Below are 16,464 nucleotides of genomic sequence, written 5' to 3'. Positions count from 1 at the left end.
GTGTTTGAGTGCAGTGAATGAGTGACAAGGTGTTCTCCACATGAAGTTTATCCCCGCAACCGCCCAATCAGTCGTTGTCCATGCGTACGAACTGGCCGCCAATGACCAGGAAAAGAGCATGGCAATGTGGGCCGGCTGTCTACTCACGGCGCTTTATGATAGGCGCTCAGAGCTTTTGCAGGAACATGCTGACATCTGGGCCGAGAAGCTCAAAACACGAGATCCTCTTTCTACGACAAAGAGATGAATTCGGCACCTCAGAAGACATGAGGGCGGCTTCTGAATAGTAACCGCTGCGGGTGCGGGTGGTCACTGCCCTATGGATTTTATAGAGTTCCGTCCCTCAACCGCCGATACCTCTTATTTCTCTTTGATGCCTGAGAGATAAAGTATGGCGGGTGGTGCACTTGGACCTACTTTCTGGCGGTACATACCAAGCTTGATTTTACCGACGGTGCCAGTCCCGAGTGTGCGACCTTTCCATTGGTAAACTACAGCGTCGTTGACCCATACAATAAAGTGCCCGTCGTCTGATGTGGACCACTTTGCGTCAACGTTTATCTTGTGCCAGCGACCTGTTAGGCTCGCAGCTGGAATCATGGTTCGAACAAGGCTTTCGTAGTTCCAATCAGTACTTTCGACACGCTTTAGCGCAATGAGTTTGTTGCCACGCACGGCGAACTGAAACGGATGTGAGTTTGCGCCCATCATAGAAAACTGGGTTACGATTATCTGCTGAGCACCTCTGTCGGTAAATCCAGGAGCAAAATAAACGTACCACTCATATTTTTTTCGCTGCCCGTTCTTGAATGCACTGTACTTCGCAAACTCGACCCTTTCGTTATTTTTAGAGCAATCGTCCCACTTTCTTTCACGTCCACAGTCCCCATAGCGAAGTTCCATTCGGACGGCTTTTCCATTGAAGTTACCCGGAGGACTGGCAACAATTTGAGCACCGTATGCCCTCGCTGGCGTCCACTTCTCGCGAACCAAATTACGGAACCCTTTTCCAACCACTTCTTTTGGAGCCTGTCCGCTCTTGACTGCGCGTGTGATGGATTCCGCTTCTAGTTCGTGCGGTGTTATAATGAAGGCTAAGACGGCGAACGCCGTAATTACTGCAAATCTGAGCATTGGATCTCCAACAAATTGACTACAAACATTGTGGATACGCGGCCTATGGATAAACTGTATTTCAAAGATTAGCAGACTAGTTAGACCAATTACCTCGGAGACTTGCCCGGCCCGCATTGGGTTGGGTTCTTTTTGCACAACCTGTGTAACCCACTTCACTGACCACCTGCTTAGAATGATGCAATCTGAGTGCAGTTAACGAGTTGGCGCTCATGTTGTGTTGAGAGCGCGAGTTTATTTCTTCTCCCTGTTGGTGGGCGCGTTTGTGGTAGGCGCGCCCTCTTTGCTTTGGCTGTCAGACAGTACTGTCGCAAAGCCCCTAATCGCTCTCTTAACGTCTCAAAATGTAAATGTCGCATCCACATGAGAGGTGTTTTGCTGGCGAGAATGCGTCCCATCGAATTTCTTGCCTAGCCGCTCCACAGCACCCTTCGAATTCGACAGGCAGGCGGAATTCTGGTATTTTGTTGGTATTGTATTTAATTATTGTAGGGGAAAGCCAATGTTTACGGCCCCAATTAAAAGGATGGCAAATGCGCTCCTGGCAGCGACTGCCACTACTATTTTCGCGACTTCTTCAACTAACGCTGCAATTGTGACCTATGAGATTGCTATCAGCGGCAATATTGGCACTTTCGATGCCCCTGATACTGGGGGCCTGCTTACCAGTTTCGCAATCACGCTGGATGGTGTCACCTTCGACACATTAGGCGTAGGAAACGCCGCACCTGTCTATAACGCCGCTAGCAATGACATTCGCGGAAACCCAGGCACGGAAGGCTTCATCTTCAACTCAGCCGCTGCTCCGGGATGCATGGCAATGGAGTGCATCTTGTCATTGGAGGACTCGGTGGACCCTGGCGTCATCCCACCGCAGTTTGCTGTATTCCCGTTTGTCATGGGATCTGCGGGCACAGTGACGAAATCGGGTTCGTACGCTGTTACGCCGCCTGCACCCATACCTGTTCCGATGCCCTTACTGATGATGTTAAGCGCGGTTGCGATACTTTCGGGCCTTGGCTGGCGGCAACACCCAATGCGTCGGAACAAACCACAGCCTGCGCGAGCGCCCGAAGCCTGTTAATACCCCTGACGGCCGTTATAGGCACCTAGAGACACCAGCGGCTAAATCACGGCTCAGACGGGTCAAGTATTGTAGGTGAACCTTATTCAAGTACCGATTGTCTATAACGAAACGCGGAATCTGATACACAAGCTTGCTTGACTATAAAAGTCGAGCAACCAACGCCCCTCAAGGCGTGCCCCATCCGTCGTATACCGATCAATCCTAATGTCTATCCGGTATTTTGACTGAATCGATCAATCCGATTAATAATACTCCTTGTATGTGACTAGTTTAGGCAAATCTCGCCCAGTGAGGGTACCGTGAAGAAGTTCATTGTAGCGGCTTTAACATCTGCAGTAATCGCTTCTCCTGTTTCGGCAGTAACTATCTCCGCAGCATCAAAGAGTGTCGACATCACTTGTTCCGGGTCGTGTGACTTTTGGGATGTCGGATTGTTGCCAGAAGATGGTTTCAATTCCTCCGCAGGTGATTGGTTGTATAGGGCATATGGCGGGATTGGCAACTCCAATAGCAATGCTAACAGATTGAAATTTGTTAATAATGTGCTAGATACATCGTTTACCCTTCAAACGGCATCAAGTGACAACTTTGGCGTCGACATTCTGGACAATACGCTTGGTGAAATGGGCGGTTGGACTGGATCGGCTCAGTACTATCTTGCATGGAGCAGTGGTGACCCACGTTACATCCTTATTAGGAGCAATTCTCAAGACAACACTTTCTCATGGAAGGGCAAAGGTTTGAGCGGGGTGGATGCATTTGGTATCGCGCCAATTCCGCTGCCTCCGGCCATACTCATGTTGTTGGCGGGTCTTGGTGGGCTGTTTGTCATGAGAAAGAGAAAAGCTCTATCTTGATAGTGCTCGCTCGATTTTGGACATTGGCACTCCCAACTTGTAATACTGCCTAATACACACAGGACGCCTTTATGCCGGGGTTATCAGCTCAACGGAATTTGTGTGCTTGAACGATCCTTCACCGCATAGGTTCGCTTCACCTCGCGCAAGTTCCAGGCCGAACGCCTCAATGAACGGCGCAATTAATCGCGCATCCAAAAGATAGAAAGACACCGCATCCCGAGCGCCGCGAGAAAGCACTTTGTCAGCATTCCAACCCCAGCGTCCCCGTCCGGCATGAGTATTTAGCCAGCAATGTATCTCACCAAGCTTGTAGCCGAACCCTTCTTCGGGAACTTGAATCCGCACTCTAATTGGAAAGTACTTCTCATCCGCTGCTTTCTTTGGGGATCTACTACGCGTGGCCATTATGCGTCGATAACGTCGATTAACTCCGGTCCGTCATCATCGCGGCCAATCGGCGCGACCTTGTGATAGCGCATCCGTCCATCCCATTCCGTGCCCAAGTTCTGCGCTTCGTCATGGTCAATCTCACCTGACATCCACGGCACCAGGTTCTCGTTCGTTAGAATTACAGGTGACCGTGCATGTATGTGTTCGATTTGATGCAACGCAGGGCGGGTGAGGATTGTACAGGTGTTCAAACCCGATGAGAGGCGCGAGTAGAGGCCTGCAAAATACATGCAGGGGTCATTGGTATCTGTCTTGATAACCCAAGGCTGTTTGGCCCCCTTAGGGCCTGTCCATTCATAGTAGAAACTGGCCGGGATAATGCACCTGCTGCTTTTCCATGCGCCCCGGAACGAACCCAGTTTATGTGCCGTTTCTATCTTTGCATTGAAAGTGGTGGGCTTCCACTGCTTCACGTCTTCCTTGAACCAGTGCGGTACAAGCCACCAGCGCGCCGTAGAGCTAATAAGTCGGTCGTCATGGATGAACGCCATATCCAACATCTGAGTTGGCTTAACGTTCCAGCTCATGGACAGGTCTTTGGCGTTTGGATCGCGCTCAGTTGGGATAGGAACGCCGTTCACGATCCAGTTCTGCAGAGCATAAAGCTCTGCCCATGTCATTTCGGGTCTGCCGAGTCGTCCGCACATTCGGTGAGCTTAACAAAACAGGGGGAACGTTTGGTGAACTTTTTGATGCTTGGCGACGAGGCTAACGGCAGCTCTGCAGACTTTGCGGCCATCCGCATTTTTTCTCCAAAGGACCGTAGTCAGCCCGTAGCCGACATTCGCTACCATTTCGAATACTTAAAGCGCCACGAGGTTTCGACTTGAGTTGGCATTAATTCTGCTAATGTCATCCATAATTACTCAGCTACTGCAAAAGAGACAAAATATATACCAAAAACTGTGCCAATGGGCGCAAATGCAGCCCTGTTTGAGACACACGGGAGCCATTGATGATCAAACTGAGCCGCAGCCATAGACGCGGAAAACCATCCGATTAACGAAAGTCACGTGCATACGTTGGCACCTTATGTGCCGAGTATTTCGGAATATCCTAACTCCCCGGACCCAGTGAGATTGGCGAAGCAACGTGTGTGCATCGTTGGTCTCATTGGTTTCTTGGGAATATCGGCGTCGGGTTAAAACATGCAGACCGTACTGCCGAAAATCAAAAAAACAGGGAGAAGTTAATTATGGCGATAAAGCCACCTCTTTCAGAACTTCCGATTAAGACCGCTGATAACGGTTTTTATCGGGGGTTCAGCGTAAACGTGACGGTGATCAGTAAGATCATCATTAGTCTGCTGGTTGTCTGGTGCATCGTTTGGCCAACCCAGGCCGGCAGGATTCTCGGTGACTGGAACGCAGCCATTCTGGCTCAGTTTGCCGCGTGGTACATCTGGGTTGTCACCGGGTTTGTGATCGTCTGTATCGGATCGGCCATCTGGCCATCCGCCGGTCGTCTGAACCTGGGTGTCGATGGCGAAAAGCCGGAATTCTCGAATTTCTCATGGTTTTCGATGATGTTCGGTGCTGGTATCGGTGTTGGAATGTTGACCTGGGCCGTTGCGGAGCCCGTGGCCCATTTCAAGAACAACCCATCGGTAATTCAGGGTGTCACAACTGCCCTTGATGCAGACAACGTGCGCACCGCTTATGTCTGGTCCTACCTGCACTGGGGTCTGGGTGCATGGGCGTGCTATGCGATTGCTGGACTGGCACTGGCGTTCTTCAGCTATCGCCGCGGGCTCCCGCTGACGATCCGCTCGTCCCTGACGCCGCTCTTCGGTAAGGCGCTTTCGGGCAACCTTGGTCACCTGATCGATATTGTTGCCGTTGTTGCGACGATCCTTGGCGTGGCGCAGACACTTGGATTTGGTGTAGAGCAGTTCGTCGCGGGCCTGACACGTATCGGCATCGGCGGATTGGCTAATGCGGACGGTTCAGCCACCACTTTGGGCATCATCGTTGCCTTGTTGGTGATCATGGGGGCCTCGACATTGTCGGCTCTGTCCGGTGTTGGCAAAGGCATTAAGTGGCTGTCGAACATCAACATGGCGTTGTCGATCTTCCTGTTGGGTTTCTTCATCCTGTTCGGAGCGACATTCTTCGGTGCCAAGGCCTTTTTTGTCGGCATCTGGGACTATCTGGTCGCGCTGCCCTGGCTCAGCTTCAACGTTTACGCCTCGGATGGCGTCGAAGGGTCTGAATCTTTCCTGCTGGCACAATGGCAGGGCTGGTGGCCGGTGTTTTATTGGGCCTGGTGGATCGCGTTTGCACCTTTCGTCGGATTGTTCTTGGCGCGCATCTCGCGGGGGCGGTCCATCCGTGAGTTCGTGCTGGGTGCGATGATCGTACCGTCGCTGATGTGCTTTGTCTGGTTTGCATGGGCCGGCGGCACCGCTATCGACCTCGAACTGAACGGCGGCGCAAATGGTGTGATCCTTGATGCCGCCAATGGAGACAAGATCTTTGCCATGACCACCTACATGCTTGCGCCCATAGCCGAGTTCCTGGCTTGGGCCATGGCGGTTGTGATCGTGATTTTGCTTATGACCTTCCTTGTCACTTCGGCTGACTCGGCCGTGTTAATCGTGAATACGATCAACGCAGCTGGAGACGAAGGGCCTAAGGCACGTCCGCACATCATGTTCTGGGGTGCAGCGTTGGCATTGGTGGTTGGCGGTCTTCTAATCTCGGGCGGAACCGGGGCCATTCAGACCGCTATGGTAATCGGCGCCTTGCCGTTTTCTATTGTCATGGCGCTGATGTGCATCGCGTTGATCAAAGCGATCTGGAACGACGGACGTCGCGAAGCCGCCGGTGTTGCATCAACTATTGATCCAGAAACATCAACGATGCCAGCCGAATAGTACTCGCGTATATAAATGTGACCCTGGGATGAAAAACCCGGGGTCACAAATATGATGGCAGCCGAAACAGAAATCTATCAAAAGTGCGGGTTTTAGCGCCGCATATTGACTGCTTGAACATTACCGGAAACACGTCTTTGGTTGAACTTTGCAAAGTCGGCTTGCTGCGCATTGCTGTCATTGGGGCATCTAGCAGCGTCGGTCAAAGTCGGGCTCGAAGCCGACATCCGACTAAGTCGACGTGATAGGGCAGAACTCGAAATTTGCCGACAATAGACCTGCCGACCCCCCCCATTTATAGCGGGCTGAATATGACGGGCTTTGTGCTATACTGTGCAGGCCTCCCGGTTCGGGAGTAGGGGAAGAACCCACCGTCTCACAAATGATTGAGAGTGAAGGTGGTGAGGGGCTGGATGAGGGGGTCTTAGCCAGCCCCTCTCTCTTGAGGGGGTATCCGGAGTGGTAGTGTTGTTCCGTTAAACCCAATCTACCCCGTTAGCGCCTTGTCCGAAATTGGGGGATTCCCGTAGACCCCTTATTTTCTTATCTCAGACACAATTCAAACACGCTACACCGATAACAAGCAGGTGCGGCGCGTCGTGATGGGATTAGCGATTTCAATGAGGGGGTACGAGTTTGGCGCGTCGCACCATTCCCCGCGGTCACGTCAGCATCCTTGCCACAGTTGGGTCGCTATATTTGAAGGCGCCATTTTGCTTGATGCCGACTTAGGTCTTCGCCCACTGCGCCATTGGATTGCTTTTCCCGAATTGCCCCGCACGCCGCTTCCATTGCCAAAACCGCGCGTTCAACCGCTAAGGCGACTTCGGGATTGGCCTGAACCCATGGATGGTCGCCGACATTCGATTTGAAGCAATCCGTAAGGATGCTCGCTGGATACAATGCACCTTCAGGTAAACGGTCATTCATATAAAATCTCCTAGACAAGTTACGCTCAGGTCATTTGGTGTCGTCTGGAGAATAATGATTGCGAATTTCTGCCAAGTGCTTCTGCGAAGTCGCCAACTTTCTGTGTGCACAAATCCCGTGCGTTCTATCAGCGTCCATCTAGCAGTCGATCCAGTTCACGAGCCAGACGCACATGCTCGTTGATGTTTTTCCTCATCTCCTGAGCCGCTCTGGTGTACATACCGTGCTTGTAGGCCGGATTGGCCTTGCCAGGACCGTGACCACCGCCGGCACCGTGCATTCGGCAAACTGACCAACCTTTCACCGCAGGGTTTTTGCAAGGAAGGCCGGTGCGCTTAGATGTAGCCGTGCATCGTGGGGCTGCGTGTGCCCTTTCCATGGGGTTGGAGTCACTTTTTTTCATTGCCCCGCCCCCCGTGGTGAACGTCACCAACAATGGCTTGGCCACCTTCTTTCACTTCAACACGCTCTACCCGAACAGTTTGATCCGCTTTGGAGCGATACCGCTTTAACGTCTCGACTTGGCTTGTGAAAGTTCGAGCCAGTTTGTTGAGTGCGCGTTCGGCTGCATCTTGTTGCGGGATATGCTTTGAATGATTCAAGCGCCGCGCCATTACCATTGTGGCTTGGTGGATTGTTCCCATTTGAACCGCCAGCATCGCTTCGATTTGGTCCTTTGGCTGAACATCTGCGACAACAGACAGGACAAAATTCGAAGCAGGGGCCGACACGGTTTTGTCCCCATCCCCAAGCGGGATGATGTGGTTCATGATGCCTTCATAGAAGCGAAGGTCAGAAGTCCCTAGCTCATGCATTGTCATAGCGGCGCCCGACATACCGTCTAAGCCCTCGTGCTCGACAAAGACTTCTCTCGTTTCTTCATCAAAGTCCAAGTTCAAGTTCGGTGCTCTGACTTGAGCTCGCTTGTCGGCACGCACAGCGTTGATGACGTCCAACTCTGCTTCAGTTGCTTCTCTCTTGCCGACTTCCAGATCCGTTCCTGTCGAACTCGTGTCGTTCAAAGCGGGTTCATTCTTGGTATGCGTTTTCTGTTTGCTCTCGCTCTTCATTGCTCATGCCTCGTTGTGCTGGATAGTTGGTGCAAAAGGTGTCCGTTTCCCCCAGACCCCCTGGTAGATTAAGGATGTCTTAAATATTGCGACGGGGGCCTTGCCGAAATCGGGTGATTTCGTCGCAATTATTGATACGGCCCGTCGCATTTATTGCGTCGCCTCCGTTTTTCTCGTCGCAAAATTTACGACGGTCTCGTCGCAGTTTTTAAGACAGGGTTTTGTTTTTCCGCCTTTGCCAGTTGGGTTGTGAACAGGGGCTTTTACGACCGGGAAATCTGAGCCTTTTGACCACTGTTTGTACAATCTGCGGCCAGACTCACCTTGTGCGGTCGGCAATGAAATTTCGGTCAGTTCGAATCGCGGCGAAGATGCGACTCCGCTGGTGCCTAGTTTTGGCGGGCGGGTGACGGCAATGAATCCTTTTGCCTGTAACTCTCGGAACCCCTTGGCAGCTGTGTTATACGACACCCCTAAACGTTCAGCGGCTTGTCTGACGCTCAAGCAAATCTTGCCGTTGTTATTGTTATCAACTCCACGCCATTCCAGCCTTAGCCACGGATACAATGCTTGCGCAGTTGTCGAGAGGGCCCGCCAAGCGGGCTCCTCCATCATGTTGCGAATTAGCTTTGTCCAATGCTCACTCCGGCGCTCATTTTTCTTGTCACGCCCCATCAAGAACCACCATTCTGGTCTACCAGTTTTGCCAGTGCTGTCTGAACGTCAGGGAGAAGGGTGGCGCTGAACGCCACCCCCTTCTTGGTCGGGTGTTTTTCCCCGTCTTTCGCGAGATACCAGACGCGCAGGTTAATAACGTCGTGGCCCATGTATTCCTCACGTGAAACGTGGATTTCCTCCTGAGCATTTTTCTGAATGACAACACTCATGAACGACGCCCTCCGTAGTACAAGGCGGCAACGACACGTGCTGCGGCTTCGGAAAGGCCATGCTTGCGGCGAATTGTACGGATCTGGAGGTCAACGGTTCTCATGCCGCAACCTCGCTCGCCTGGATCAGCTCAACTTTGCGGACGAGGAAGTAGATGCCGTACTTCTGGCGTCCGGTGTCTGCATCGCCTCGGTACATCTTGCATTCGAGGTTCACGCCGTCATCGCGGCGCAGGGGTAGAACCTGATCCGACAGTCGGCAGTAGCTCGCCGCGTAGAGAGGCGACCGCATCAGCCCCTCAAGGACTTGGCGTTTGTGCTTGGATGCATAGATTTCGCGTGGTTCCTGACCCGGATCAGTGACCCGGTAAAGAGCCAGAAGCGTCAGGTTGGGAAGGTCGGCCCAGCGATATACGCGCAGTGCGTTTGCAGGCGGGAGTTCGGTTTTGATTGTTTGGTTTTGCTCGAAGGTAACCATCTATTGTCCTTCTTTTGTTGAAAGACATCGGGCTTTCGGCTATTCTCTCAGTACCACCTAAAAGAATTCGCCTCCGCCCGTGCCTCGGGTGGGGGTTTCTTTTAGGCAGCAACCTGTTTCTCGATTGCAGCGTCGATATCGGCCTCATTCCAATACAATCGAGACCCGAGCTTTACAGGCTTCGGAAGACGACCATTCTCAACGTCGCGGTAAATGGTGGTACGGCCTCGACCGCCCAGTTTCTCCTGCAGTTCGCGAAACGAAAGATATTTCATTTGCATCCCCTAGGATGGGGTGCGCGGCCCTTTCTAAACCACTGTGCGCACCGGAGAGCCGTGGTGCACTCACAGTACCTTCGGTTAAATTGACTTAAAATCAATTGCTTGGGTAAAAAACTCAGGAGATTTTTACCCCAGTTTGTTCCAACTTCTTTAGCGTCTCAGGAGAGTGTTTTCGATAGGCCTTTTTTACCGTCTCATAGCTTACACCCTCAGACTCAGCGACTGCCTGAAATGCAGCATCCTGGCTGATAGGTGTCCCATCCATTCGTGAAGAGATGTAGTCCACAATAGCAAGGTTCGATAATCGCCGGTTGCGGTCCAACTTATGCTGAAGTGCCTTTGTAGGTCGCTTACCTGATCCCCCACCTTCAAGTCCAAAGGCCTCTCCTAAGGTGAGGCTCGTTTCCGCGTCAACATATTCCATCCAGCACAGAACAATCGACCTTAGCAGCGCTCTAGGAACTTCAACTCTATCCTCTCTCCAGACAGCGACGGGATAACAAGCAGCAATCTTTTCTTTGTTAATGCCACCCTCAAATGCTGAGAAAATTGAGGTAAGAATCTCGAGACTAGCATATGACTTAGGAAGTTTACCGTTGCTCGCGCTATCGGCAAGTTGCCTTGCTCTTGCGCTGAGAGCTTCGAGAAAGTCATCTTCGGATTCTATTGATTTCATTCAGCTAGCCTCACGATTTTCGTATCTCGTTGGATGATGAATCTTGACCACTTCTCCATCAACGCGCGTCGCTGCTCCAGGAAGTCGGTACGCTTGTACGACCGCTCTACAGAGCCACCCACGACATGACCCAGACAAGTTTCGGCAACCTCAAATGGCACATTCTGGGTTTCAGCCACCCAATCCCGAAACGACGACCTGAACCCATGCGGACGCTCAACCAGTTCACGTCGTTTCATGAACGAACCCATGGTCATGTCCGATATAACTCCGCGCCGAACGCCGGGAAACAACAAGCCGTCCCGCGCCATTGGTTTGGCCTTTTCGATGACCGCCATGGCTGCTGTCGATAGAGGTATCCGGAAATCTTCAGTCGCATCCCTGCGCCCTTTCATTGCCTCCGCAGGTATTGTCCAAACATCGCCGTCAATCTGGTCTAGATGCAGGTTGCGCAAGGGATAGGACCGCACTGCAGTGAGTATCAGCAGGCGCAACGCAAGTTCGGTCGTCGTACCGCCATCTAAGCTTTGATAGAAGGCTGGAACATCCTTCCAAGGCATCGCAGGGATGTTTTGCGGCTTATGCCGTTGTTTGCCCAATAGGGCCTTTGCTTTATCCGTAGCCTGCAGGTCAATATCTAGCCCAAGAGCTGCAGCGTGACGCATCACGATAGACAGCCGGTTCATTGCCTTTCGCGCGGTGTCTGCTTTGTCGTGCCAGATAGGTGCCAGCGTGTCCCGGATATCTTTCTGATCCAATTCCACGACAGGTACTTTGCCCAGCTTCGGCAATACATGCAGCTCGAGTGGTGAATACCAGCGACCCGCTTTCCCTTCACCCTTCAGCTCTGCCTTACGGCTCTCAAACGCATCCTCTGCAACGTCCTTCAAAAGGTGAAGTTTGCTGGCCTCCTCACGCTTGAGGCGCTCGCGCTCTTTGATTGGGTCAGTGCCTTTTCGCGCAACAGCCCGCCAGTTCTCGGCTACCTGACGCACTTCTTTGAGCGACACCTCAGGAAAGGAGCCCAAACCCATCTCACGCCTGCGACCGTGTACAGTGACACGCAAGAACCACTGGGCTCCGCCGTCCTCACGTCGATGGAACCACAGACCGCCACCGTCGGAGTATTTCCCCGGCGGAACCGCTTTTAGCGTTGATGCGCTGAGCTTATTCAAAGGACGTGACACCCATCCACCTCTCTATCCACCCTCTATATATAGTATACGGTGGGGCATAGTGGAACACGGTGGTGCAGTTAAATCACTGAAAAACAATCACTCAGTGAAAATCTGGAGCATGGTGAAACACCCTGAAACAAGGATTAGATGCCCTCTTGAGGCACCATCCCCTTACGACAAGCTTTACCCGCGCTCAGATACTCATCTCGACACGCGCGCCCGGAAAACGCGATATCAGCGCGTTTGCTTTGGCACGCGGGGTCAGGCATAGGGCGGTTGAGAGCCCGTCTGCCAATGCTGCCTGCGAGGCTGAGATTGATACAGCCTGATAGGGCGCACCCAACCCTTTCGGGTTCAGGATATGCCCCTGATCGCCCTGCAGCATGGTGCCTTCGGGGGCCGAGGTTGCGACGGCGCGGTCCTGCAGTGTGATCCGTTTAGCGACAGCACCGTCGGGCTTGGCCAGCCCGACGCGCCACGGCTCGCCATTGCTCCGCTGGCCAAGGGTGGCGACCTCGCCCATATCCACCAGCACATCGCGCAGATCGAAGGATCGCATCAAAGCGGCAATCCGGTCAGTGATCGCACCTTGAGCAATCCCGTTCAGGGTAATCGCCGAGCGTCCGGGATGCGGCAGGCGGATCTCACCGGCGCTTACGTGAACCTTGTCCCAACCAATCGTCTGGCGCGCACGTTCCACTTGCGACCCCGCCGCGCCACTCGCGAGCGCTAGCCACAGGGGCTGGATCGTCGGATCAAACACCCCGCCCGAAGCGTCGTGAAGCGTGGAACACAGGCTCAGCACCTCCAGCAGCTCAGGCGCCGGGGTGACCAGGTGGCCGATCCGGTTAAGCTGACTGATCTGCGAGTGCGTCCGGTAGAGGCTGAATATATCCTCCAGCCGATTCAGCTCTGCCTCGACCGCAGCAAAGATCGGCGCGGCCTGTGCGTCCGTCGAGCCTTCCAGCCTCAGGCTGGCGGGTGCGCCCAGCGCAATACCGCGCCATTGGGCGACGTTGCCAGCAGCGGCGGGTACGGCGGCGCAGGCGGCTGAGATGGCCAGGAAACGGCGGCGGGTCAGAAGGGTCATGCGGGCGTCTCCAGCGCGAGGTTCAAATCGACGGGGCCCAGCACTTCGGCATCGGGAATATCAGACAGTGGCAGGGCGGCGCCGCCATATTCGGCAATGAACGCCACTGCCGCGGCGGGGTCGCCAAAGGGCACGACTTCGCGCGCACCCATGCCGCCGGCCACATCGGCGCCAACGACAAAGGTCGCGCCATCGGCTGCGATCCAGTTGGAAATCCCCGGTTGCCGCCAGCTGGGCGCGACGCTCATGTCACTGACATAGGCGGCCGTGATCTTGGCGTCACGTTCGGGGCTTTTCAGATAGGCCAGCATGTCGCGCACCTGCGCAAAGAACAAAGGCGCGGGATAGCCTTCCAGATGGATCTGCCCTTTGGGCCCGCCATGTTCCGCGATGTTCATCTGGCAGAAATAACTCAGCGCATCCGGGGTGAGATCAACCGGGTCGGGGGCCTCGGCCACCTCTTCTTTGCAGGCCGTCAACGCGACCAGAGCGATCAGGGCTAGGTATCTCATGGCTCAACTCTCCGAAATGCGAGACGCGCAAGGGCAAAGCCCAGCACCGGCCAGATCAGCAGCGAGGCGGGCGCGGCCCAGACCGGCAGGGCCTGCGCCGCCCCGGTCATGCCCGAGGCTATCGCGACGCCCTCGGTTGCGGCGATGTTCCACAAACGGAATGCGTCGGCCGGGTTGGCCACCATCACCCACGGAAAGACGGATTGGGTGAAGGTGCCGCCCTTGTCCATGACGACGGCCCCCAACAGGCCCAGATCATAGAGGACGACAAAAACCAGCCAGAGCCCGGCCGACAAACCTGCCGCCGCCGTGGCCCCCTTTGCCAGGGCGGACAGCAAGTATCCAAGCGCCAGAAAGACAGCGCCCAGCAGGATAGATGTGAGGATCAGGCGGACCAGAGCCATCAGGCTTTCCGGACCCGCGCCGCCAAAGAAGGCGGCCACTGCGCCAGCGGTGCCGAAACCGATGGTCATGGCAAAGGCCAGCGCGGCCAGATGGGCGGTGAACTTGCCGAGCAGGATTTCTCCGCGCCCCGCCGGGTAGGACAGCAGCAGCGACAGGCTGCCGCGATCCACGTCGCCGGCGATGGCGTCAAAGGCGATCATCAGCGCCAGCAGCGGCGCAAGATAGACCGACAGCGTGGTCATCGAGGCCACCGAAACGGTCAGCATGTCGACGCCTAAAGTGCCCGTTGGTGCGCTGCCTGCAAAGGTCAGCGCCAAGGCGAACAGAACCATGATCAGTGTTGCGACCAGCAGCCAGCGGTTGCGACGCAGGATCAGCATTTCTGTGCGGGTGATGGCGAGGAAGCGGGTCATTGCAAATCCTCCTGTGCGTAGTGGCGATAGAGGTCTTCCAGCTTGGGCGGGGTCATTTCCACATCCGCCACAGCGTCGCCCAATCCGGCGATCCGGCGCAGCGCCTCCATCTTGTCTTCGGGTGCGCAGAGCAATTCAACGGATGCCCCATTGATCCGGTTGCCACCCAGTTCGGCGGCCAGCACATCAGGATTGGCACTGGCGCGCACCTTCAGGCGGATCGGCAGACCGGCCAGAGCCGACAGATTGTTCAGCGTGTCATCAGCGACCATCCGGCCCTTGCGCATGATGGCGATGCGATCAGTACGGGCCTCGACCTCAGTCAGCGCATGGCTGGCAATTAGAACGGCTGTGCCTTGGGCAGCCAGCTCGTCGATGATGGCATAAAGGTCCTGCCGCGAGATCGGGTCCAGCCCGCTTGTCGGCTCATCCAGCAAAGCCACTTTCGGTTGACCCAACAGCACCTGCGCCAGACCCAGACGTTGCCGCATGCCTTTGGAATAGGTACCGATCCGGCGGTCCAATGCGTCGCTGAGACCAACGCGCTCCAACAGGCCAAGCACGTCGGCCTTTGCGCCTGAAAGCTGCGCAAACAGGGTCAACTGCTCGCGCCCTGTCAAAGCGGGATGAAACGACACCGCTTCGGGCAGATAGGCCGTCTCGCGACGCGCCTGCGCGCTGCCGGGGGTGGCATCTCCGATCCGAATGGCTCCGCCATGGATCGGCGTCAGGCCGAGGATGGATTTGATCAGCGTCGACTTGCCCGCGCCGTTATGGCCCAGCAGCGCAACGCGCTGACCGGGGGCAAGAGAGAGGGTGATATCGTCAAGAACGCGGGTTTTCCCTCGGTCCTTGAGAACATGGTCGATTGACAGGGCCTTATCCGTCATGAGGCACCTTTTTCATAGCTGGGGGTTCAGGGGCTTGCATCAATGGGTTGCTGTCCATCACGCCCCCCGGCAACAACGCCGGGAAGGCCGATTGCGACCAGCGCACCAGTTGCACGGCAGGGGAGCCGAGCAACAATTTGGCTGAGGGTTGGGTCCACAGCACATGGTCCATACTGTCATTGGGGCGATAGGGGGCATCGGCAATGCCGTTGCCATCCACATCATAAGCGGCGAAATCGGACCAGTAGTTGCCGCGTCCGTCTTCGGACCACTCGACCCATTTGGTCGAGACATATTTCACCTGCGTCCGGTTTCCGATGAATGAATTGCCAACGATGCGGTTGCGCTCGCTGCCAGCGGTAAAGTGGATTCCGATGCCGCACCCCTCAAACCAGTTATCAGTGAACTCGTTCTTGTTCGAGTTATAGAGGAAGGTGCATTTCTCTTTCGCACCTTTCACAACGTTTCCGGTGATGGTGCTTTTGTTGGCGTAGTTCAGCATGACGCCATGTTCGCGGTCGCCGATCGAGACGTTATTGGCCACGGTCACATTGGTCGTGAACATCACCGCGTAGCCCAGATCATTGCCGATCGAGACGTTGTCGCTGACCACCGAATTGTCGGCATACATGTAATGCACGGCAAAACGCAGATCGCGAAACAGGTTGCCGGTGAAGGTGTTCTTCTTCGACGAGTTTACAAAGATTCCGTCGCGGCCATAGCGAATATCGTTGTCCTCAACCACCGCACCCGGCGCGTTCCAGACATAGACGCCATTGCCACGCTCGTTCATGCGCTGGTCTTGCCGCCCTTCGATCCGGTTGCGGCGCACGATGCTGTCCTTGGCACCGTGAATATCGACGCCATAGAGATTGCCCAGCAGCACGTTATCCTCAACCACCGGCGCATGGGCCGTTTTGGTCAGCTGGATACCGCTATCGATCCCGTCATGGTCCGAGCCTGAGCCGATCACCGTCAGTCCGCGCACAGTCACGCCCGGCCCGGTCACGGTGATGACGCTGCCTTGGCCTTGGCCGTCGATGGTGGCCTGTCCCAGCCCATCAATTGTGATGGGCCGGTCCAGTACCAGTCGTTCGGCATAAACGCCGGGGCTCAGGCGGAGGGTGTCCCCATCCGCCGCCTGCGCCAGTATCTCGTTGATGGCCCCTGCCCGGTTGGGCACATCCCAATCCGCCGCCCAAAGGGGCGAGCCGAGCAGGAGCGGTATGAGCAGGGACCAACGCATGG

At 55.0% G+C, this 16,464-nt stretch carries 18 protein-coding genes; 3 read left to right on the top strand and 15 right to left on the bottom strand.

The window, feature by feature from the left end; translation table 11 throughout:
• Window positions 1-360: 360 nt before the first annotated feature.
• Window positions 361-1,134, bottom strand: a complete 774-nt coding sequence (locus tag ACR0KC_RS19730) for a heparin lyase I family protein (RefSeq protein ID WP_480772166.1) — start codon at window positions 1,132-1,134, stop codon at window positions 361-363.
• 595 nt (window positions 1,135-1,729) lie between these two features.
• Here ACR0KC_RS19730 and ACR0KC_RS19725 point away from each other — a divergent pair.
• Window positions 1,730-2,218, top strand: a complete 489-nt coding sequence (locus ACR0KC_RS19725; protein WP_480772165.1) for a hypothetical protein — start codon at window positions 1,730-1,732, stop codon at window positions 2,216-2,218.
• 302 nt (window positions 2,219-2,520) lie between these two features.
• On the top strand, window positions 2,521-3,078 hold the full coding sequence (locus ACR0KC_RS19720; protein WP_480772164.1) for a hypothetical protein: 558 nt from the start codon (window positions 2,521-2,523) through the stop codon (window positions 3,076-3,078).
• Window positions 3,079-3,485: 407 nt separating this feature from the next.
• Here ACR0KC_RS19720 and ACR0KC_RS19715 read toward each other — a convergent pair whose 3' ends face one another.
• On the bottom strand, window positions 3,486-4,178 hold the full coding sequence (locus tag ACR0KC_RS19715) for an SOS response-associated peptidase (protein WP_170648270.1): 693 nt from the start codon (window positions 4,176-4,178) through the stop codon (window positions 3,486-3,488).
• Between the two features lie 548 nt (window positions 4,179-4,726).
• On the opposite strand from ACR0KC_RS19715, the gene ACR0KC_RS19710 reads away from it, so the two are divergent.
• Window positions 4,727-6,406: a BCCT family transporter gene (locus ACR0KC_RS19710; protein ID WP_480791459.1), complete on the top strand. Its 1,680-nt coding sequence runs from the start codon at window positions 4,727-4,729 to the stop codon at window positions 6,404-6,406.
• Window positions 6,407-7,099: 693 nt separating this feature from the next.
• Here ACR0KC_RS19710 and ACR0KC_RS19705 read toward each other — a convergent pair.
• The 13 genes from ACR0KC_RS19705 to ACR0KC_RS19645 form a co-directional block, all read right to left on the bottom strand.
• Window positions 7,100-7,336, bottom strand: a complete 237-nt coding sequence (locus ACR0KC_RS19705; RefSeq protein WP_480772162.1) for a hypothetical protein — start codon at window positions 7,334-7,336, stop codon at window positions 7,100-7,102.
• A 389-nt stretch (window positions 7,337-7,725) separates the two neighbouring features.
• Window positions 7,726-8,406 (bottom strand): hypothetical protein, encoded by a 681-nt coding sequence (locus tag ACR0KC_RS19700; protein ID WP_480772161.1) that lies wholly within the window; start codon window positions 8,404-8,406, stop codon window positions 7,726-7,728.
• A gap of 150 nt (window positions 8,407-8,556) precedes the next feature.
• Window positions 8,557-9,081 (bottom strand): GntR family transcriptional regulator, encoded by a 525-nt coding sequence (locus ACR0KC_RS19695; RefSeq protein ID WP_170635401.1) that lies wholly within the window; start codon window positions 9,079-9,081, stop codon window positions 8,557-8,559.
• On the bottom strand, window positions 9,081-9,293 hold the full coding sequence (locus ACR0KC_RS19690) for a transcriptional coactivator p15/PC4 family protein (RefSeq protein ID WP_170635400.1): 213 nt from the start codon (window positions 9,291-9,293) through the stop codon (window positions 9,081-9,083). Before ACR0KC_RS19690 ends, ACR0KC_RS19695 begins: the two co-directional genes overlap by 1 nt.
• 100 nt (window positions 9,294-9,393) lie before the next feature.
• On the bottom strand, window positions 9,394-9,771 hold the full coding sequence (locus ACR0KC_RS19685; protein ID WP_480772160.1) for a hypothetical protein: 378 nt from the start codon (window positions 9,769-9,771) through the stop codon (window positions 9,394-9,396).
• A gap of 101 nt (window positions 9,772-9,872) precedes the next feature.
• On the bottom strand, window positions 9,873-10,046 hold the full coding sequence (locus tag ACR0KC_RS19680; RefSeq protein ID WP_170635398.1) for a helix-turn-helix domain-containing protein: 174 nt from the start codon (window positions 10,044-10,046) through the stop codon (window positions 9,873-9,875).
• A 121-nt stretch (window positions 10,047-10,167) separates the two neighbouring features.
• Window positions 10,168-10,728 (bottom strand): hypothetical protein, encoded by a 561-nt coding sequence (locus tag ACR0KC_RS19675; protein WP_480772159.1) that lies wholly within the window; start codon window positions 10,726-10,728, stop codon window positions 10,168-10,170.
• Window positions 10,725-11,915, bottom strand: coding sequence for a tyrosine-type recombinase/integrase (locus ACR0KC_RS19670; RefSeq protein WP_480772158.1), 1,191 nt, complete (start codon window positions 11,913-11,915; stop codon window positions 10,725-10,727). Before ACR0KC_RS19670 ends, ACR0KC_RS19675 begins: the two co-directional genes overlap by 4 nt.
• A gap of 184 nt (window positions 11,916-12,099) precedes the next feature.
• The gene (locus tag ACR0KC_RS19665) at window positions 12,100-12,996 is read right to left on the bottom strand and encodes an FAD:protein FMN transferase (RefSeq protein WP_480707456.1); all 897 of its coding nucleotides are present in this window, start codon (window positions 12,994-12,996) and stop codon (window positions 12,100-12,102) included.
• Window positions 12,993-13,508, bottom strand: coding sequence for a nitrous oxide reductase accessory protein NosL (locus ACR0KC_RS19660; protein WP_480772157.1), 516 nt, complete (start codon window positions 13,506-13,508; stop codon window positions 12,993-12,995). Before ACR0KC_RS19660 ends, ACR0KC_RS19665 begins: the two co-directional genes overlap by 4 nt.
• Entirely contained in the window at window positions 13,505-14,326 is an 822-nt protein-coding gene (locus ACR0KC_RS19655) for an ABC transporter permease (RefSeq protein ID WP_170408066.1), read from the bottom strand. Before ACR0KC_RS19655 ends, ACR0KC_RS19660 begins: the two co-directional genes overlap by 4 nt.
• On the bottom strand, window positions 14,323-15,216 hold the full coding sequence (locus ACR0KC_RS19650) for an ABC transporter ATP-binding protein (protein ID WP_170398101.1): 894 nt from the start codon (window positions 15,214-15,216) through the stop codon (window positions 14,323-14,325). Before ACR0KC_RS19650 ends, ACR0KC_RS19655 begins: the two co-directional genes overlap by 4 nt.
• Window positions 15,206-16,462, bottom strand: a complete 1,257-nt coding sequence (locus ACR0KC_RS19645; protein WP_170466503.1) for a nitrous oxide reductase family maturation protein NosD — start codon at window positions 16,460-16,462, stop codon at window positions 15,206-15,208. The genes ACR0KC_RS19650 and ACR0KC_RS19645 overlap by 11 nt, the downstream gene beginning before the upstream one ends.
• Between the last annotated feature and the right edge of the window lie 2 nt (window positions 16,463-16,464).

This window comes from Ruegeria sp. CF3 (assembly GCF_056537365.1).
This window is presented reverse-complemented; position numbering and strand designations above follow the sequence as displayed.

What these genes read in the sequence shown, in the direction of transcription:
- ACR0KC_RS19700 (WP_480772161.1), bottom strand. Translation starts at nt 8,406, where the DNA reads ATGAAGAGCGAGAGCAAACAGAAAACGCATACCAAGAATGAACCCGCT.
- ACR0KC_RS19730 (WP_480772166.1), bottom strand. Translation starts at nt 1,134, where the DNA reads ATGCTCAGATTTGCAGTAATTACGGCGTTCGCCGTCTTAGCCTTCATT.
- ACR0KC_RS19680 (WP_170635398.1), bottom strand. Translation starts at nt 10,046, where the DNA reads ATGAAATATCTTTCGTTTCGCGAACTGCAGGAGAAACTGGGCGGTCGA.
- ACR0KC_RS19710 (WP_480791459.1), top strand. Translation starts at nt 4,727, where the DNA reads ATGGCGATAAAGCCACCTCTTTCAGAACTTCCGATTAAGACCGCTGAT.
- ACR0KC_RS19645 (WP_170466503.1), bottom strand. Translation starts at nt 16,462, where the DNA reads ATGCGTTGGTCCCTGCTCATACCGCTCCTGCTCGGCTCGCCCCTTTGG.
- ACR0KC_RS19705 (WP_480772162.1), bottom strand. Translation starts at nt 7,336, where the DNA reads ATGAATGACCGTTTACCTGAAGGTGCATTGTATCCAGCGAGCATCCTT.
- ACR0KC_RS19660 (WP_480772157.1), bottom strand. Translation starts at nt 13,508, where the DNA reads ATGAGATACCTAGCCCTGATCGCTCTGGTCGCGTTGACGGCCTGCAAA.
- ACR0KC_RS19715 (WP_170648270.1), bottom strand. Translation starts at nt 4,178, where the DNA reads ATGTGCGGACGACTCGGCAGACCCGAAATGACATGGGCAGAGCTTTAT.
- ACR0KC_RS19695 (WP_170635401.1), bottom strand. Translation starts at nt 9,081, where the DNA reads ATGGGGCGTGACAAGAAAAATGAGCGCCGGAGTGAGCATTGGACAAAG.
- ACR0KC_RS19675 (WP_480772159.1), bottom strand. Translation starts at nt 10,728, where the DNA reads ATGAAATCAATAGAATCCGAAGATGACTTTCTCGAAGCTCTCAGCGCA.
- ACR0KC_RS19655 (WP_170408066.1), bottom strand. Translation starts at nt 14,326, where the DNA reads ATGACCCGCTTCCTCGCCATCACCCGCACAGAAATGCTGATCCTGCGT.
- ACR0KC_RS19685 (WP_480772160.1), bottom strand. Translation starts at nt 9,771, where the DNA reads ATGGTTACCTTCGAGCAAAACCAAACAATCAAAACCGAACTCCCGCCT.
- ACR0KC_RS19690 (WP_170635400.1), bottom strand. Translation starts at nt 9,293, where the DNA reads ATGAGTGTTGTCATTCAGAAAAATGCTCAGGAGGAAATCCACGTTTCA.
- ACR0KC_RS19650 (WP_170398101.1), bottom strand. Translation starts at nt 15,216, where the DNA reads ATGACGGATAAGGCCCTGTCAATCGACCATGTTCTCAAGGACCGAGGG.
- ACR0KC_RS19665 (WP_480707456.1), bottom strand. Translation starts at nt 12,996, where the DNA reads ATGACCCTTCTGACCCGCCGCCGTTTCCTGGCCATCTCAGCCGCCTGC.